Raw genomic sequence first — 15,141 nt, 5'->3', positions numbered from 1 at the left:
GGCCGGTGCGAGCATGCCCGCGTGCTGCACACCGTCGCCATCTCGGGCTATCGCTCCATCCGCGACCTGGTGCTGCCCCTGACCGGTCTCGACGTGGTCACCGGGCCCAACGGCAGCGGCAAGTCCAACGTCTACCGGGCGCTGCGCCTGATCAGCGGCCTGGCGACCGACAGCGCGATCAACGCCCTGGCACGGGAGGGCGGCCTGGGGGCCGTGCTGTGGGCCGGTCCGGAGTTCGGCTCCGGCGCCGCGCACGCGGCCGGACACCCGGCGCAGGGCACCCGACGCAAGGGGCCCGTCGCGCTGCGGCTGGGCTTCTCCGGCGACGGGGTCGGGTACGCGGCGGACCTCGGGCTGCCCACTCCGATGGACGTCGGCGAGGACTCGATGTTCCGCCAGGATCCGGTGCTCAAACGGGAGTGGGTATTCGCCGGGGCGTTCCCCAAGCCGTCGGGACTCCTGGTAGACCGCAACCGGCAGGTGGTGCGGGTGCGCGACGGCACCTGGCACGACCTGCCGTATCCCGTCCCCGGGCACCGCAGCGTGCTGTCCGAGGTCGCGGACGGGGCGAGTGCTCCGGAGGTGCTGGGTCTACGTGACACGTTGCGGGAGTGGCGTTTCTACGATCATCTGCGCACCGACCCGGGTGCTCCGGCTCGACTGCCGCAGGTCGGCACACGCACCCCGGTCCTGGCGTCGGACGGTGGCGACCTCGCCGCGGCCCTGCGGACCATCGTCGAGTTCGGCCACGGCGATCTGCTGCAGGACGTCGTGCAGGACGCGTTCACCGGTTCCCGGCTCATGATCGAGTCGCGGGACGGCGTCTTCTCCGTGGGGCTGCATCAGCCGGGCATGCTGCGGGTGCTCGGGGCAGCCGAGCTGTCCGACGGCACCCTGCGGTTCCTGATGCTCGCCGCCGCGCTGCTGAGCCTGCGCCCGCCCTCGTTGATGGTGCTCAACGAACCCGAGACCAGTCTGCATCCCGACCTCTACCCGGCGCTCGGCGCGTTGATGGCCGCAGCCGCCGCCCACACCCAGCTCGTCGTGGTGACGCATGCGTCCGACCTCGCCACCTGCATCGAGAACGCCGGCTCCGCCCAGGTCGGGCGGTTGCGGCTGGACAAGACCGACGGGCAGACCCGGCTGCCTGACCTCGGGATGTTGACCACCCCGGCCTGGGAGTGGCCGCGCCGCTGACCCGAACCGACGATGAGTGGCGGGTGTCCGCGGTTACGTCGATCGGTGCACGTGCGACCGCGGACGCTCAGTCGCCGGCTGCCGCGGCCTTCGCCTGCTTCTTCGCCGCCTTCTTGAAGTCGCGCACCTGCTGCAGCGATTCGGGCCCGACGACGTCCGCGACCGAGCGGCGGCTGCCGTCCTCCGCGTACGGGCCGATCGCCTCACGCCATCCCGCCGGCCGGACGTCGAGCTGCTTGCCGAGCAGGGCCGCGAAGATCCGCGCCTTCTGCTGGCCGAACCCGGGCAGCGCCTGCAGGCGGCGCAGCAGCTCGGTCGCATCACCGGCGGTCGTCCACAGCCGGGAGGCGTCGCCGTCGTACTCGTCGCGTACGACGACCGCGAGCGCCTGCACCCGGCCGGCCATCGAACGCCCGTAGCGGTGGATGGCGGGCGGGGTGGAGCACAGGTCGGCCCACGCTTCGGGGTCCTGATTGGCGATGAGCGCTGGGTCCAGCGAGCCGAACCGGTCCACGATCTTGGCCGGGCCGCGGAACGCGTGCTCCATCGGATACTGCTGGTCCAGCAGCATCCCGATGAGCAGCGCGAACGGGTCGGTGCTGAGCAGCTCGTCCGCGCGCTCGTCCTGGGCAATCCGCAGCGTCGTCATATCCGCAGAGGATAGGCGCCCTCAGTCCGGCAGTTGGGGCATCTCCCAGCCGCGCGCCCGCCCCACGTGCACGCCGCGGGTGAACGCCGTGTTGCCGAAGCGTTCCCTGATCTCGTCGAGGGTCTGGTCGACCCGCCCGGACTCCACCGCGTCGAACGGCAGCGGGCAGTCGAGAAACCTTGCTCGCTCCTGAACGCCTGGGTCACCCCAACATAGTGAGCTCGTCCGAACACCTCATCCAAAGCTTGCGCACCATGACCTGCTCTTCCGCGGCCTATCCGAGCGCTTTGATTCGCTTCATTACCTCTTCAAGGTACCCGAGGGTGTCGTTGAGACCCGGTTCGTACTCATCGGGATGGGCACATTCGTTTCGCTTATTAAGTAATCCCTGAAGTGCCTTACATGTGTTACCGCTTACGAGACTGGCAGCTTTTAACGCATCGAATAGTGCATAGTCGGTAAATTCACTAAAATCGCCCGGAAGGCTGATCTTCCACTTGGGGCGGGCTGCCAATAGCGTGTCTACTCGGCTAGGCTCGACCGCCCAGTTTCGACAGTAATCAACCAAAGCGACCCATGCCAGAACGTGTGCGGCGCGATAGTAGCCGCGCCCAGCGCACCCTAGCGCTTCCCTAAGAAGGGAGTCTTGCTTGATCGACAGCGAGGTCAGATTCTTGTGCGAAGCATGCAGGCTGATAACTCGATGTTTAGAAGACTCACTGCTCGCTAGGATTCCTTGGAGCTCCTGGTTTAAATCCGCGGCCCACTCGGCGACGCGACGCGGACTACTCGGAACTTCCACCGAGATCCTTTAAATGGCGAGCCATCGCGCTAAAGAATGCGTCGTAAACCTCTGCATCCTTCGTGGCCTCGACGCTTAGCTCGATGTTTACGTTAATTGTAACGTTCTGGTGAGCAGCCGGGGTAGTCTGCACAGCAGATGGCTGCGCTTGTGGCTTCGACGCTGCGGCTTGCGCCTTATCGGTCTGGGCGTTAGTCGACCCACCGTCTGGATTCGAAGAGACTATGGAGGAAAAATCGCCGAACTGGCACAGAATCTTGAATGTCTTGACGGCCAGAGATACACCCGTCTCATCAAGATCCGAGTGCACACGAATGAAGCTCGCAATGTCGTCATCGGACGCACTATTCGCATCGGGATACACCTCGAACAGTTCTGCGTATCCGTTGCGGATGGCCTCGGCCACGATCGATTTTCCAGCCTCACCGCCGCGCAGACCCTTCTTGTATGCATCCGTCGGCACCCCAGAATTGTCCAAGAGGCCAGCCTTCTTTAAGACGGACGGGAAAGCGCGGTCGTGTGACGACTTAAAGCCCATCGAGGCGACGAACTTGTGGTCCACCTTGCTCGGGGTGCCGACCGAGCAGAGCTTCTCAACGAAGCTTGGGAACTTACCTGTCGAACGGGTGAATGGATAGGTCGTCATAACAAGAGGCTACTATGCGTTCGCGCACAATGTCCGCTGAGAGGTTCATGTCTCTTCCGGGGCCCAAGGGTTGGGAACAGTCGCGTCGTGCTTGGCGATTTGTGGACTAGTAGCATCCCGATGAGCACCGCGAACGGGTCGGGGTGCTGAGCAGTTCGTCCGCGCGCTCGTCCTGGGCAATCCGCAGCGTCGCCATATCCGCAGAGGATAGGCGTCCTCACTCCGGCAGTCTCGGCATCTCCCAGCCGCCCGACCGCCCGACGTGCACGCCGCGGGTGAGCGCCGTGTTGCCGAAACGCTCCCGGATCTCATCCAGCGTCTGATCGACCCGACCGGATTCGACCGCGTCGAACGGCAGCATGGGCTGCAACCGATCAGGAGTCGTCAGACCGGCGATCGTGATGCCCAGCAGCGTGATCCCCCGGTCTGCAATGAGTGGCGACACCTGCTCCAGCAGCTCCCGACCGACCCGCAGGAACGTCTGGGTGGCCGCCGACGGCAGCGGCAGGGTGCGCGAGCGGGTGATCCGGTTGAAGTCGGCGAGGCGCAGCCGCAGGGTGAACGTCGGTCCCCACCGCCCCGAGTCGCGCAGCCGCCCGCACACCTTCTCGGCGAGTCCCATCAGGATCTCGTCGAGCTCGTCGCCGGTGCGCGGCCGTCCGCCGATCGCCCGTTGGGCACCCATCGACCGGCGCCGACGCCCGGGCATCACCGGTCGCGGGTCGCGGACGTTCGCCAGCGCCCACAGGTGGTGACCCGCTGCGGCGCCCAGCTCCCCCACCACGGCGTCCTCCTGCGCGGCCGCGAGCTGGCCGATCGTCGCGATCCCGCGCGCGTGCAACTTGGCGGACGTCACCTTGCCCACGCCCCACAGCCGCTCGATCGGCAGCGGATGCAGGAACGCGGTCTCACCACCTGCCGGTACGACGAGCAGCCCGTCGGGTTTGGACACCGCGCTCGCGATCTTCGCGACGAACTTGGTCTGCGCGACCCCCACCGAGATCGGCAGCCCGACCTCGGAGCGCACCCGCGACCGCACCGTGCGCGCGATCAGCTCCGGTGGTCCCACGAGGCGCCGTAGTCCCCCGACGTCCAGGAACGCCTCGTCGATGGAGATCCCCTCGACCACCGGCGTGATGTCGTTGAACACCTCGAACACAGCCCGACTGGCCTGGGTGTACGCGCTCATCCGCGGTGGCACCACCACCAGATCCGGGCACAGACCGCGCGCCACCCGCTCGCTCATCGCCGTCCGCACGCCGCAGGCCTTGGCCTCGTAGCTGGCCGCGAGCAGGATGCCCCCGCCCACCGCCATCGGGCGGTCGCGCAGCGACGGGTCGTCGCGCTGCTCGACCGAGGCGTAGAACGAGTCCAGGTCGGCGTGCAGGATGGACACGAACACATGTTCGCACCCCCGCAGGCCAGGCGCCAGACCGGTGCCGATCCTCTGCCGGATCGTGACGACGTCCCGACCCGATCCGATGACCGTCGGGCCGTCCGAACGGACGGTGCGGCCCCACCGGTCCTGGTGGCCTCGCTGCCCTACCGGACCGTGCACCGCCGGCTGAGCCCCGCGGTCGTCAGCAGATTCCTGGCGTCGGCACCAGGAAGGCGCTGACAACCGCGCTCAGACGTCGATGCGTTCCTTGTCCAGCGCAGCGGCCGAGTCGACGATGAAGTCCTTGCGCGGCGCCACATCGCTGCCCATCAGCAGGTCGAAGACCGACTCGGCCTTCTCCGCGTCCGCCATCGTGACGCGGCGCAGCATCCGGTGCCGCGGCTCCATCGTGGTCTCGGCGAGCTGGTCGGCGTCCATCTCGCCGAGGCCCTTGTAGCGCTGCGGCGTCTTGATGGTCCGCCCGCGCTTCTGCAGCTGCCCGATGGTCTGGCGCATCTGCGCCTCTGAGTAGGTGTAGAGCACCTCACCCTTGGAACGGCCCTGCGCGGTGGTCTCGATGCGGTGCAGCGGAGGTACGGCGGCGTACACCTTGCCGGCCTCGACCAGGGGGCGCATGTAGCGGAAGAACAGAGTGAGCAGCAGGGTGCGGATGTGCGCGCCGTCGACGTCGGCGTCGGTCATCAGGATGACCTTGCCATAGCGGGCGGCCTCGACCTCGAAGCTGCGCCCGGACCCCGCACCGATGACCTGGATGATCGCGGCGCACTCGGCGTTCTTCAGCATGTCGCCGACCGAGGCCTTCTGCACGTTGAGGATCTTGCCCCGGATCGGCAGGAGCGCCTGGTACTCCGAGTCGCGGGCGGCCAGCCCGGTGCCGAGCGCGCTGTCGCCCTCGACGATGAACAGCTCGGTGCGCTCCACGTCGGTGGAACGGCAGTCCTTCAGCTTGCCCGGCAGCGACGAGCTCTCCAGTGCGGTCTTGCGGCGCTGGGTCTCCTTCATGGTGCGCGCGCTGATGCGCGCCTTCATCTCGGAGACCACCTTCTCCAGCAGCTGCGCGGACTGCGTCTTGAGGTCGCGGGTCGTGGCGCTGAGAGTGGCGCTCAGTTGGGTCTCCACGACCTTCGCGACGATGGCGCGCACGGCCGAGGTGCCGAGGATCTCCTTGGTCTGCCCCTCGAACTGCGGCTCGGCCAGGCGCACGGTGACGACCGCGGTGAGGCCCGCCATCATGTCGTCCTTCTCCGGCTTGTCCGAGCCGATCTTCAGCCTGCGGGCGTTGGCCTCCAGCTGCTTGCGGAACGCCTTGACCAGGCCCTGCTCGAAACCGGCGATGTGCGTGCCGCCTTTGGGGGTCGCCACGATGTTGACGAACGAGGACACGGTGGTCTCGTAGCCGCTGCCCCAGCGCAGCGCCACGTCGACGACGGCCTCGCGCTCCACCTCCTGGGAGCTCATGTGACCGAGCTCGTCGAGCACCGGCACCGTCTCGGTGAATGTGCCCGATCCCTGCAGGCGCCAGGTGCCGGTCAGCGGAGTGTCCGGAGCCAGGAAGTCGGTGAACTCCGAGATACCGCCGTCGTGGTGGTAGATCTCCTCGTGCGGCCCGTCCGCGCCGGGGGTGCCGGCCAGGCGTCGTTCGTCGCGGATGACCACCCGTAGACCAGGGATGAGGAACGAGGTCTGCCGTGCGCGCGCCGCGAGCACCGTGTCGTCGAAGTGGGTGTCCTTGGGGAACACCTGATGGTCGGCCCAGTAGCGGATCCGGGTGCCGGTCACGCCCCGCTTGACCTTGCCCACCACCCGCAGCTCGCTGCGGTCGACGAACGGCGTGAACGGGCTGCCCGGACCGGTGCCCGCTTTGTCGTCGAAGACACCGGGCTCACCGCGCCGGAAGCTCATCGCGTGGGTCTTGCCGTCACGGTCGATCTCGATGTCCAGCCTGCTGGACAGCGCGTTGACGACCGACGCACCGACGCCGTGCAGTCCGCCGGTGGCGGTGTAGGAGCTGCCGCCGAACTTGCCGCCCGCGTGCAGCTTGGTCATCACGACCTCGACGCCGGACAACCCGGTGCGCGGTTCGGCGTCGACGGGGATACCGCGGCCCCGGTCGACGACCTGCACGGACCCGTCCTGGTGCAGCACCACGTCGATGCGGTCGCCGTGCCCGTTCAGCACCTCGTCGACCGAATTGTCGATGATCTCCCACAGGCAGTGCATGAGGCCGCGCGAATCGGTGGAGCCGATGTACATGCCCGGCCGCTTGCGGACCGCCTCCAGACCCTCGAGGACCTGCAGGTGCCGCGCCGAATAGTCACCGGCCCGGTCCACGCCCTGCTTACTGCCTGCCACCCGCCACTCCTCCGCCCGCGGTCGCGCCGCGGTCTCGTGTCCTTGGAATCTGCTCGTCGAGAGCTACTGGCGGGCAGGCTATCCCGGCCCGGTGACAGGTGATGCGCACCACACGCGGGTCAGCTACCACTGGGGAATGGCATTGCATGCTTGACTGTTGATCGTGTCGAAAGGCGAAACCCGATCCGGGAACATCTCGGCTTCGAATGACGTCCTAGGTACGCGGCCCACGTGGGCCAACCGCCGTAGGCGCCCACAGGCGTCCCGACGAAAGGATGAACGACCATGGCAACAGCCTTCGCCCCGACTCTGACAGCGGCCGACCGGTGTGACCGGTGCGGCGCCCAGGCCTTCATCCGTGCACGCCTCGCCGAAGACCACGAGTTGCTCTTCTGCGCGCACCACGGTCGTGAGCACATCGACAAGTTGCGCGCCGTCGCCCTCGAGGTCGTCGACGAGACCGAGCGTCTCGACGAGACCCCCTCGACACCGCAGGTCTGATCGGCCGCGGGACGGTCACCGTCCCCGGCCACCGACACGCCCGCTCCGCATCCGCGGGGCGGGCGTCGTCATGTCCGATGAGAAAGGCACGTCATGCAGACCGCCACCGTCCTCGCCGCGGTGCTGATCGTCGTCGGGACGCTCGGGGTGCTGATCCCGGTGTTGCCGGGGACGCTGCTGTGCGTGGCGGGCGTGCTGCTCTGGTCGGCGACGACCTGCGGAGCCACGGCATGGTCGATCTTCGGGGGGAGCGTCGTGCTCGCGCTGGTCGGCTGGACGTGCAAGTACCTGCTGCCCGGTCGGCGCCTCAGCTCCGCCGGTGTCCCCCGGGCCACCACGCTGGTCGGGACCGTGTGTGCCATCGTGGGGTTCTTCGTGATCCCGTACGTCGGACTCGCGCTGGGCTTCGTAATCGGGGTCTACGTGGCCGAGCACGCCCGTCTACGGGATGCCGTCGCTGCGCGGCGAGCCACGGCGGCCGCCGTGCGGGCGGTTTTGATGAGCGTGGGGATCGAACTGTCGACAGCTACGGCAATCGCCGTGCTGTGGGTGTGCGGCCTGCTGCTCACCCGCTGATGCGGGGAGGGCGTCCTACCAGCCGGAGCCGCCTCGACGGCGTTCCCACCGCTGCTCGACCCGTTGCATGAAGCCGCCCTGTGGTCCGTTGCCGCGCCCTGCGGACCGGCGCCGACGACGCCGGTTCAGCCGCTGCACCCCGCCATCGGGCTGCACCGATCCGAGCGAGGGTCCACCGGGGCCGGTCGGGCTCACTGCGTACGCGGCGGCACCCACCATCACCGCGAAACCGAGCGCACCCACCGGGACCACTCGGATGAGGATGCCGGCCACGAGGGTGGCGACACCGACGACCAACAGGACCGCGCCCAGGGCGAGTCGCCGTCGGGCACGGGCCCGAGCAGGGTCGGCCACCATATGCGACGCGAACTTGGGATCATCGGCGCTCAACGCCTCTTCCATCTGTTCGAGCAGACGCTGCTCGCGCTCGGAGAGCGGCACGGTGACCTCCCGACGATTCGTCATGGGCAAGAAGTTCGCGAAGGGCCATCGCGGACCATGGACCCAAGAATAAGTGTCGCATCCCACATGCGTCTGCGAATGGGGCGGGACACCTTTTCCTCCTCATCCTACGGCCGTCGGAGCGGGCTGACGTACCCCGGAAGGGGTGTGTACATCGGCAGCCCCAGCCGGGACAGGACCAGCTCCAGGAACATCTCCGCCTGACGCACCAGATCGTCGGCCTCCCGGGCCGTCAGATGTGCCCGCCCGCGCTCCGCGTTCGCTCCCCCGCGCACTGGTGACGGCGAAGAACTCAGCCCATTCGGTGAGCTCCGGGACGCCGGCGACGAGCGTGGTCCACACGTCGCGGCGGGCCGACCCCCGTCGCGTCGAGATCCGGTTCGCCACCAGGGCGGTGGCCGCTCGCAGCGCGCCGAGCTGGGCCAGCGCGTAGCGCTCGGTGGTGCCGTTGCTGTGGCACGCCTCCAGGAGTGCCTCGCGTGCGCGGTCGACGAGCTCCAGCACCGCCACCGACGACGCTCCGCCGGCGCTGTGGGCGGCAGGCGGGACACTGCGCGGCGCGGGACTTCGCGCAGGGCGGGAGAGGGTGGGGGCGTCGGGGGTGATGGGCATGGTCGATGTGCTGGGCATGACGGCCTCGCTTCGTCGTATCGAACGTATGTTCGACGACTCTATGCCGTGTCACCGACAGCAGCAATGCCCGCCGACGTGCCGGGCGGGGCCCTAGCCCGAGACGACGCCGACCGGCACGGCGCTCCTGCCCGACGCCAGGTTGCGATAGACCTCCAGCGTCGCGGTCGACCGGTTCATCGTGATGAAGTGGATGCCCGGCGCGCCCTCGTCGAGCAACCGGTCGGCGTGCTCGGTGCAGATCGCCACACCGACCCGTCGCACTGCTTCCTTGTCGTGCGCGACCTGCTCGATCCGGCGTACGACGTCGGCCGCGAGCGGCTGACCGTTGAGCTTGGTCATCCGCTCCAACTGGCTCGCGTAGGTCACGGGCATCAGGCCCGGCACGATCGGTAGATCCCGCCCGCGCGCGGCGACGAGGTCGCGCAGCCGCAGATAGGCATCCACGTCGGTGACCATCTGGGTGATGGCGAACGACGCGCCGGCGTCGGCCTTGCGCACCAGCGCGTCGGCGTCGTCCTCGAGGCTGTGCGACTCCGGGTGCTTGTCAGGAAAGGCCGCGACACCCACCGTGAACGAGCCGAGCGATCCGATGAGGCCGACGAGCTGATCCGCGTGGTCCAGGCCCTCCGGGTGCGCGGTCCACGGGGTGCCGAGGCCGCCGGCGGGATCACCGCGCAGCGCCAGGATGTTGCGGATGCCGGCGTCGGCGTACTCCCCGACCACCTGCCGCAGCGATGCCAGCGAGGACCCGACACAGGTCAGGTGCGCCATCGTCGTGAGGGTGGTCTCCCGCTGGATGCGGCCGGTCACCCGCACGGTGCCGTCGCGGGTCGAACCCCCCGCGCCGTAGGTGACCGACACGAACGACGGGCGCACCTGCTCCAGCCTGCGGATCGACTCCCACAACACGGCCTCGCCCGCCTCGTCGCGGGGCGGCATGAACTCGAAGCTGAAGCTGGGCGGCCCGGCGGACAGCAGATCGGGGATGCTCACGCGCGCGCCGACGGTCCGGCGCGCATGCTCGCCGGGCCGAGGGGGTAAGCGTCCGGGAACGGCCTCTGACATGCGACGATGATAGAGGTGCGTGCGCCAACTACGCTGCGGGACAACAGCCCGCAAGATCCACCGGAAGGACAGCCCGTGCCGGACCCGTTGGATGTCGCGGATCTGCGCGTCCGGGTGCAGGCGGTGCTCGACACCGCGCAGGCGCGTCAGCGCGACGTGCTCGCGCCGCTCGGACCCGACGTCGCCGAGTTGTCCGACGGGATCTTCCAGCTCCTGCGCGGAGGCAAGCGACTGCGCGCGGCATTCCTCTACTGGGGCTACCGCGCGGCCGGCGGGCGCGACAGCGACGCCCTGGTCCAGGTCGCCACGTCGATGGAGATGTTCCAGGCGGCGGCACTCATCCACGACGACGTGATGGACCATTCCGACACGCGACGGGGTATGCCGACCGCGCACCGCCGCCTCGCCGCGCGCCACGCCCGCGAGGGCTGGGAGGGCGACGGCGAGGACTTCGGCAACGCCGGGGCCATCCTCGCCGGGGACCTGTGCCTGGTGTGGACCGATGAGCTGTTCGTGGGCAGCGGTCTGCCGCACGCCGAGCTCGCCCGCGGCCGGGACCAGTTCGGCGCGATGCGTACGCAGCTGATGGGCGGCCAGTTCCTCGACGTGCTCGACTCGGTGCGCGACTGGGCGACGCTCACCACCGATCAGCGGATTGAGGAAGCGCTTCGCGTCGTTCGTTACAAGAGCGCCAACTACACCGTGGTCCAACCGCTGCTGATCGGAGCCGACTGCGCCGGGGTCGACGCCTCGACGCGCTCGGCGCTCGCGGCGTACGGAACGGCCCTCGGCGACGCCTTCCAGCTGCGCGACGACCTGCTCGGGGTCTTCGGCGACCCCGAGCAGACGGGCAAACCGGCCGGGGACGACCTGCTCGAGGGCAAGCGCACGGCGCTCGTCGCCTTCGCGCTCGATGACGTCGCCCCGGCGGATCTGAGCCGGTTCACGGCGCTCTTCGGGTCGCCGGACCTGGACGAGGAGCAGGTGGCGTGGCTGCGCGACCTGTGCAAACGCTCGGGTGCGGTCGACCGGGTCGAAGGAATGATCCAGGAGCGGGTGCTCGTCGCGCGGGAGCAGTTGCGCGGTGCCGTGCTCGACGACGAGTCCGCCGTGGTCCTGCACGATCTGATCGACGTCGCGACAGCGCGCGACTCCTGACCGGGGCGGGTCAGAAAGCCAGTTCGCTCGCGCGCTTGCGGATCTCGGCCTTGCGACCCGCCAGCAGCATGTGGATGGGCGCCCCCGGCAGCGGAAGCGTCTCGTCCGGGGTGAACAGCCACTCCAGCGCCTCCTCATCCGGCAGGCGCGCGTCGCGCAGGACCGTGACCGTGCCCTGCAGCGAGGGCAGGATCTCCCCGTCCCGGACGAACGCCGCAGGCACGCCGATCGCGGCGTTGGGGCCGACGCGGTGCGAGAGCAACTCGCCGTCGGTGATCATCTTGCGCACCTGTCGCTGGCGCAGCCCGATCGCCTCGGCCACCTCCGGCACCGAGAGCCACTCCCCCACCAGGTCCTCCAGATCAGCCATGGCGCCAGTTTCCCATGCGCCGCGCCTCCCGATGACCCACATGGTCGCTTCGTAGACTGCGACGGTGCCGCCCACCGCATCGCCGTCTCTCGTCGGCCGCCGCGTCGACGGGCGGTACCAGGTGCTGCACCACCTCGCCGACGGGGGATGGGGTCCGTCTACGTCGCCCTCGACGAGCGACTGGACCGGCACGTCGCCCTGAAGATCATGCGCCCAGATCTGGCCCGTGATGAGGCGTTCGTCGAGCGGTTCCGTCGCGAGGCGCGGTCCGCCGCCCGGCTGTCGCACCCCAACATCGTGGCCGTCACCGACCAGGGCCAGGACGAGCAGTACGTCTTCATCGCGATGGAGCTGGTGGAGGGCACCACGCTGCGCGAACTGCTGCGCGCCTCTGCGCCCCTGTCGGCCCGCCGCACCCTCGACATCGCAGGCGGCATCCTCGCGGCGATCGCCGTCGCCCACCGCGCCGGCATCGTGCACCGCGACATCAAGCCCGAGAACGTCCTGCTGCGCGACGACGGCACGGTCAAGGTGGTCGACTTCGGCCTCGCCCGAGCAGTGACGACCCACACGTTCAGCACGGACGCCAGCGTGATGTTCGGTACGGCGGCGTACCTGGCGCCCGAGCAGGTCGAGACCGGCACGGCGAGCGAACGCTCCGACGTCTACACGGTCGGCCTGCTGGTCTACGAGATGCTGACCGGCGCGAAGGCGTTCCCGGGCGACTCCCCCATCCACGTCGCCTACCAGCACGTGCACGGCACGGTCCCCCGCGCGGGGGCGGTCGTGCCCACCGTCCCGCCGGTGCTGGACGAGTTCATCGCCCACGCGACGGCGACCGACCCCGACGAGCGCCCGGCGGACGCGGCGGAGATGCTGGAGCACCTGCAGGCCGCCCAGCGCAGTCTGAGCCCCGACCAGCTCGATGCGTTGCCGGCCGCGAGGGGCGACGGGTCGGACCCTCAGGTCGCCCACACCTCACGGCTCGGCACCGACAGCACCCACGCGCTCGGCAGGTACGACGGCTCGCCGGCGGCGCTCTCGGGCACGTCGCGCCGACGGGGTGCTCGACCCTTCGTCCTCGCCGTGGTCGGCGTCCTGGTGCTCGCGCTCATCGTGGCGGGCGGCTGGCTCTTCACCGCCGGCCCGCTCGGCGAGGAGAAGGTGCCCGACGTCGTCGGTCGTCAGCAGGGCGCAGCGCTCGCCGCGTTGCACGCCCACCACCTGGACAGCGCGGTGCGCGAGGTCTACAGCGAATCAGTCCCCAAGGGCGCGGTGGTCGCGAGCGAGCCGGGCGCGGGATCGCAGGTACGCCGGATCGGCTCGGTCACGCTTCAGGTGTCCCGCGGGCCCGAACGGCACGAGGTGCCCACGCTCGTCGGGAACACCCAGGCGCAGGCCCAGGCTGCGCTCACCGCGGCCCACCTTGCGCTCGGCACGGTGGGCGACGGCTACAGCGAGACGGTGCCGGCCGGAAGGGTGATCAGCTCGAATCCAGCAGCGGGTGCCTCACTCAAGCGAGGCACCCAGGTCGCCCTGGTGGTCAGCAAGGGCCGGGAGCCCATCGCGATCCCGAACGTCGTCGGCGTCTCCGGCAGCGACGCCACGAGCACGCTGAACGGGCTCGGCTTCACCGTGCAGCAGGGCACCCAGCAGTTCAGCGACACCGTCGCCCAGGGAGACGTCATCAGCCAGACTCCCTCGACCGGCACCGGCTACCGCGGTGACAGCGTCTCCCTCGTCATCTCCAAGGGCCCGGAGCTGATCACCGTCCCCGACGTGACCGGCCAGACCAGTCAGAAGGCGAAGGCCGCGCTGGAGGCGCTCGGGCTCAAGGTCACGATCAACCGATTCTTCGGCGGGTTGTTCAACGACGTCCGGGCGAGCGACCCCTCGCCGGGCACCAGGGTGCGCAAGGGCAGCACCGTCACACTGTCGGTCGTGTGAGCCCTTCGGCGCGGGCGCTCAGCATCTGCGCCACGAGGAACGCCAGCTCCAGGCTCTGCTGGTGGTTCAGCCGCGGGTCACACGCCGTCTCGTAGCGCTTCTCCAGGTCACCGGCCAGGATCTTCTCGGACCCGCCGAGGCATTCGGTGACGTCGGTGCCGGTGAGCTCGACGTGGATGCCGCCGGGGATGGTGCCAAGGCCCTGATGCACCTCGAAGAATCCCTGCACCTCCGCGATGATGTCGTCGAACTCCCGGGTCTTGTAGCCGGTCGAGGACTCGAAGGTGTTGCCGTGCATCGGGTCGCAGACCCAGACGACCTTGGCGCCCTCGGAGGTCACCCGCTCCACGATCCGCGGCAGCGCGTCGTGGATCTTGCCCGCGCCCATCCGGGTGATGAAGGTGAGTCGGCCGGGCTCGCGCTCGGGGTCGAGCTTGTCGATGACCCGCATCAGCTCGTCGGGGTCGGCGGTCGGTCCGACCTTCATGCCGATCGGGTTGTGGATGCGGGAGACGAAGTCCAGATGCGCACCGTCCAGCTGGCGGGTGCGTTCGCCGACCCACAGGAAGTGCCCGGACACGGCGTACGGGTTGCCGGTGCGGCTGTCGATACGGGTGAGCGGCTTCTCGTAGTCCAGCAGCAGCGCTTCGTGGCTGGCGAAGAACTCCACGGCGCGCAGCGCGTCGAAGTCGGCGCCGCACGCGGCCATGAACTTCATCGCGCGGTCGATGTCGGAGGCGATGCTCTCGTAGCGCGCGTAGGCGCTGTTGGCGATGAAGCCGCGGTTCCACTCGTGCACGTGCCGCAGATCGGCGAAACCGCCCTGGGTGAACGCCCGCACGAGGTTCAGCGTGGACGCGCTCGTGTGGTACGCCTGCACCAGGCGCCGCGGGTCCGGCGTGCGGGACTCCTGCGTGAATGCGAAGTCGTTGACCATGTCGCCCCGGTACGCCGGCAGCGTCACGTCGCCGCGGGTCTCGCTGACGCTGCTGCGCGGTTTGGCGTACTGACCGGCGATCCGACCCACCTTGATGACGGGGGTGCTGGCGCCGTAGGTGAGGACCGCGGCCATCTGCAGGATCGTCTTGATCCGGTCGCGGATGCCGTCGGCCGTCGCGGCGGAGAACATCTCGGCGCAGTCGCCGCCCTGCAGCAGGAACGCCTCGCCGCGGGAGGCCGCGGCCAGCCGCTGCCGCAGCACGTCGCACTCACCGGCGAACACCAGCGGGGGCGCGGCAGCCAGCTCGGCCCGAGCGGCCGCCAGGGCGTCCTGGTCGGGCCACTGCGGCTGCTGCGCGGCGGGAAGGTCGGCCCACTGCGGCAGGGACGAGGGCTCGTGGGACGCCGCGGCGGACAGGGTGGGACTGATGATGCTCACCGATCA

Annotated in this window: 15 protein-coding genes; 5 read left to right on the top strand and 10 right to left on the bottom strand. The window is 69.2% G+C overall.

The window, feature by feature from the left end; translation table 11 throughout:
- Positions 1 to 21 precede the first annotated feature (21 nt).
- Positions 22 to 1,197, top strand: a complete 1,176-nt coding sequence (locus LVQ62_RS10625; RefSeq protein ID WP_233761490.1) for an AAA family ATPase — start codon at positions 22 to 24, stop codon at positions 1,195 to 1,197.
- A gap of 67 nt (positions 1,198 to 1,264) precedes the next feature.
- On the opposite strand, the gene LVQ62_RS10620 is transcribed toward LVQ62_RS10625, so the two are convergent.
- From LVQ62_RS10620 to LVQ62_RS10605, 5 genes are all read right to left on the bottom strand, one after another.
- Positions 1,265 to 1,846: an HhH-GPD-type base excision DNA repair protein gene (locus LVQ62_RS10620; RefSeq protein WP_233761488.1), complete on the bottom strand. Its 582-nt coding sequence runs from the start codon at positions 1,844 to 1,846 to the stop codon at positions 1,265 to 1,267.
- Positions 1,847 to 1,867: 21 nt separating this feature from the next.
- On the bottom strand, positions 1,868 to 1,993 hold the full coding sequence (locus tag LVQ62_RS17535; RefSeq protein WP_255696363.1) for a hypothetical protein: 126 nt from the start codon (positions 1,991 to 1,993) through the stop codon (positions 1,868 to 1,870).
- 638 nt (positions 1,994 to 2,631) lie between these two features.
- A complete protein-coding gene (locus LVQ62_RS10615) occupies positions 2,632 to 3,294 on the bottom strand; it encodes a DUF5343 domain-containing protein (protein WP_233761486.1) in 663 nt (220 codons plus the stop codon).
- A gap of 217 nt (positions 3,295 to 3,511) precedes the next feature.
- Positions 3,512 to 4,690 carry a DNA polymerase IV gene (dinB, locus tag LVQ62_RS10610; RefSeq protein WP_233761483.1) on the bottom strand — a complete coding sequence of 393 codons (1,179 nt, stop codon included), beginning with the start codon at positions 4,688 to 4,690 and terminating at the stop codon, positions 3,512 to 3,514.
- Positions 4,691 to 4,921: 231 nt separating this feature from the next.
- Positions 4,922 to 7,045: a type IIA DNA topoisomerase subunit B gene (locus LVQ62_RS10605; protein ID WP_233761481.1), complete on the bottom strand. Its 2,124-nt coding sequence runs from the start codon at positions 7,043 to 7,045 to the stop codon at positions 4,922 to 4,924.
- A gap of 285 nt (positions 7,046 to 7,330) precedes the next feature.
- Between LVQ62_RS10605 and LVQ62_RS10600 the strand changes: the two genes are divergently transcribed.
- A complete protein-coding gene (locus LVQ62_RS10600; protein WP_179481364.1) occupies positions 7,331 to 7,546 on the top strand; it encodes a hypothetical protein in 216 nt (71 codons plus the stop codon).
- A 93-nt stretch (positions 7,547 to 7,639) separates the two neighbouring features.
- Complete coding sequence (locus LVQ62_RS10595) at positions 7,640 to 8,122, top strand: DUF456 domain-containing protein (RefSeq protein WP_233761479.1); 483 nt, start codon at positions 7,640 to 7,642, stop codon at positions 8,120 to 8,122.
- A gap of 15 nt (positions 8,123 to 8,137) precedes the next feature.
- Here the strand turns inward: LVQ62_RS10595 and LVQ62_RS10590 are convergent, their stop codons facing one another.
- The 3 genes from LVQ62_RS10590 to metF form a co-directional block, all read right to left on the bottom strand.
- Positions 8,138 to 8,587 carry a DUF3040 domain-containing protein gene (locus LVQ62_RS10590; protein WP_208052270.1) on the bottom strand — a complete coding sequence of 150 codons (450 nt, stop codon included), beginning with the start codon at positions 8,585 to 8,587 and terminating at the stop codon, positions 8,138 to 8,140.
- Between the two features lie 99 nt (positions 8,588 to 8,686).
- The gene (locus tag LVQ62_RS10585) at positions 8,687 to 9,214 is read right to left on the bottom strand and encodes an SAV_6107 family HEPN domain-containing protein (protein ID WP_233761477.1); all 528 of its coding nucleotides are present in this window, start codon (positions 9,212 to 9,214) and stop codon (positions 8,687 to 8,689) included.
- A 93-nt stretch (positions 9,215 to 9,307) separates the two neighbouring features.
- Positions 9,308 to 10,210, bottom strand: coding sequence for a methylenetetrahydrofolate reductase [NAD(P)H] (gene metF, locus LVQ62_RS10580; RefSeq protein ID WP_255696362.1), 903 nt, complete (start codon positions 10,208 to 10,210; stop codon positions 9,308 to 9,310).
- Between the two features lie 147 nt (positions 10,211 to 10,357).
- On the opposite strand from metF, the gene LVQ62_RS10575 reads away from it, so the two are divergent.
- Positions 10,358 to 11,440, top strand: a complete 1,083-nt coding sequence (locus tag LVQ62_RS10575; protein ID WP_233761475.1) for a polyprenyl synthetase family protein — start codon at positions 10,358 to 10,360, stop codon at positions 11,438 to 11,440.
- A gap of 10 nt (positions 11,441 to 11,450) precedes the next feature.
- On the opposite strand, the gene LVQ62_RS10570 is transcribed toward LVQ62_RS10575, so the two are convergent.
- Complete coding sequence (locus tag LVQ62_RS10570; protein WP_233761473.1) at positions 11,451 to 11,810, bottom strand: Rv2175c family DNA-binding protein; 360 nt, start codon at positions 11,808 to 11,810, stop codon at positions 11,451 to 11,453.
- A 147-nt stretch (positions 11,811 to 11,957) separates the two neighbouring features.
- On the opposite strand from LVQ62_RS10570, the gene pknB reads away from it, so the two are divergent.
- Positions 11,958 to 13,757: a Stk1 family PASTA domain-containing Ser/Thr kinase gene (gene pknB / locus LVQ62_RS10565; RefSeq protein ID WP_233761471.1), complete on the top strand. Its 1,800-nt coding sequence runs from the start codon at positions 11,958 to 11,960 to the stop codon at positions 13,755 to 13,757.
- Here pknB and LVQ62_RS10560 read toward each other — a convergent pair.
- On the bottom strand, positions 13,738 to 15,126 hold the full coding sequence (locus LVQ62_RS10560) for a class II 3-deoxy-7-phosphoheptulonate synthase (RefSeq protein ID WP_233767756.1): 1,389 nt from the start codon (positions 15,124 to 15,126) through the stop codon (positions 13,738 to 13,740). The genes pknB and LVQ62_RS10560 overlap by 20 nt on opposite strands.
- Positions 15,127 to 15,141: the final 15 nt, after the last annotated feature.

Origin of the sequence: Allobranchiibius sp. GilTou73 (assembly GCF_021391335.1) — a bacterium.
GTDB classification, from domain to species: Bacteria; Actinomycetota; Actinomycetes; order Actinomycetales; family Dermatophilaceae; genus Allobranchiibius; species Allobranchiibius huperziae.
The sequence above is the reverse complement of the archived record's forward strand: the minus strand, read 5'-3'. Positions and strand labels throughout refer to the sequence as shown.

What these genes read in the sequence shown, in the direction of transcription:
- LVQ62_RS10620 (WP_233761488.1), bottom strand. Translation starts at nt 1,846, where the DNA reads ATGACGACGCTGCGGATTGCCCAGGACGAGCGCGCGGACGAGCTGCTC.
- LVQ62_RS10615 (WP_233761486.1), bottom strand. Translation starts at nt 3,294, where the DNA reads ATGACGACCTATCCATTCACCCGTTCGACAGGTAAGTTCCCAAGCTTC.
- LVQ62_RS10600 (WP_179481364.1), top strand. Translation starts at nt 7,331, where the DNA reads ATGGCAACAGCCTTCGCCCCGACTCTGACAGCGGCCGACCGGTGTGAC.
- LVQ62_RS10595 (WP_233761479.1), top strand. Translation starts at nt 7,640, where the DNA reads ATGCAGACCGCCACCGTCCTCGCCGCGGTGCTGATCGTCGTCGGGACG.
- LVQ62_RS10590 (WP_208052270.1), bottom strand. Translation starts at nt 8,587, where the DNA reads ATGACGAATCGTCGGGAGGTCACCGTGCCGCTCTCCGAGCGCGAGCAG.
- LVQ62_RS10585 (WP_233761477.1), bottom strand. Translation starts at nt 9,214, where the DNA reads ATGCCCAGCACATCGACCATGCCCATCACCCCCGACGCCCCCACCCTC.
- LVQ62_RS10570 (WP_233761473.1), bottom strand. Translation starts at nt 11,810, where the DNA reads ATGGCTGATCTGGAGGACCTGGTGGGGGAGTGGCTCTCGGTGCCGGAG.
- pknB (WP_233761471.1), top strand. Translation starts at nt 11,958, where the DNA reads ATGGGGTCCGTCTACGTCGCCCTCGACGAGCGACTGGACCGGCACGTC.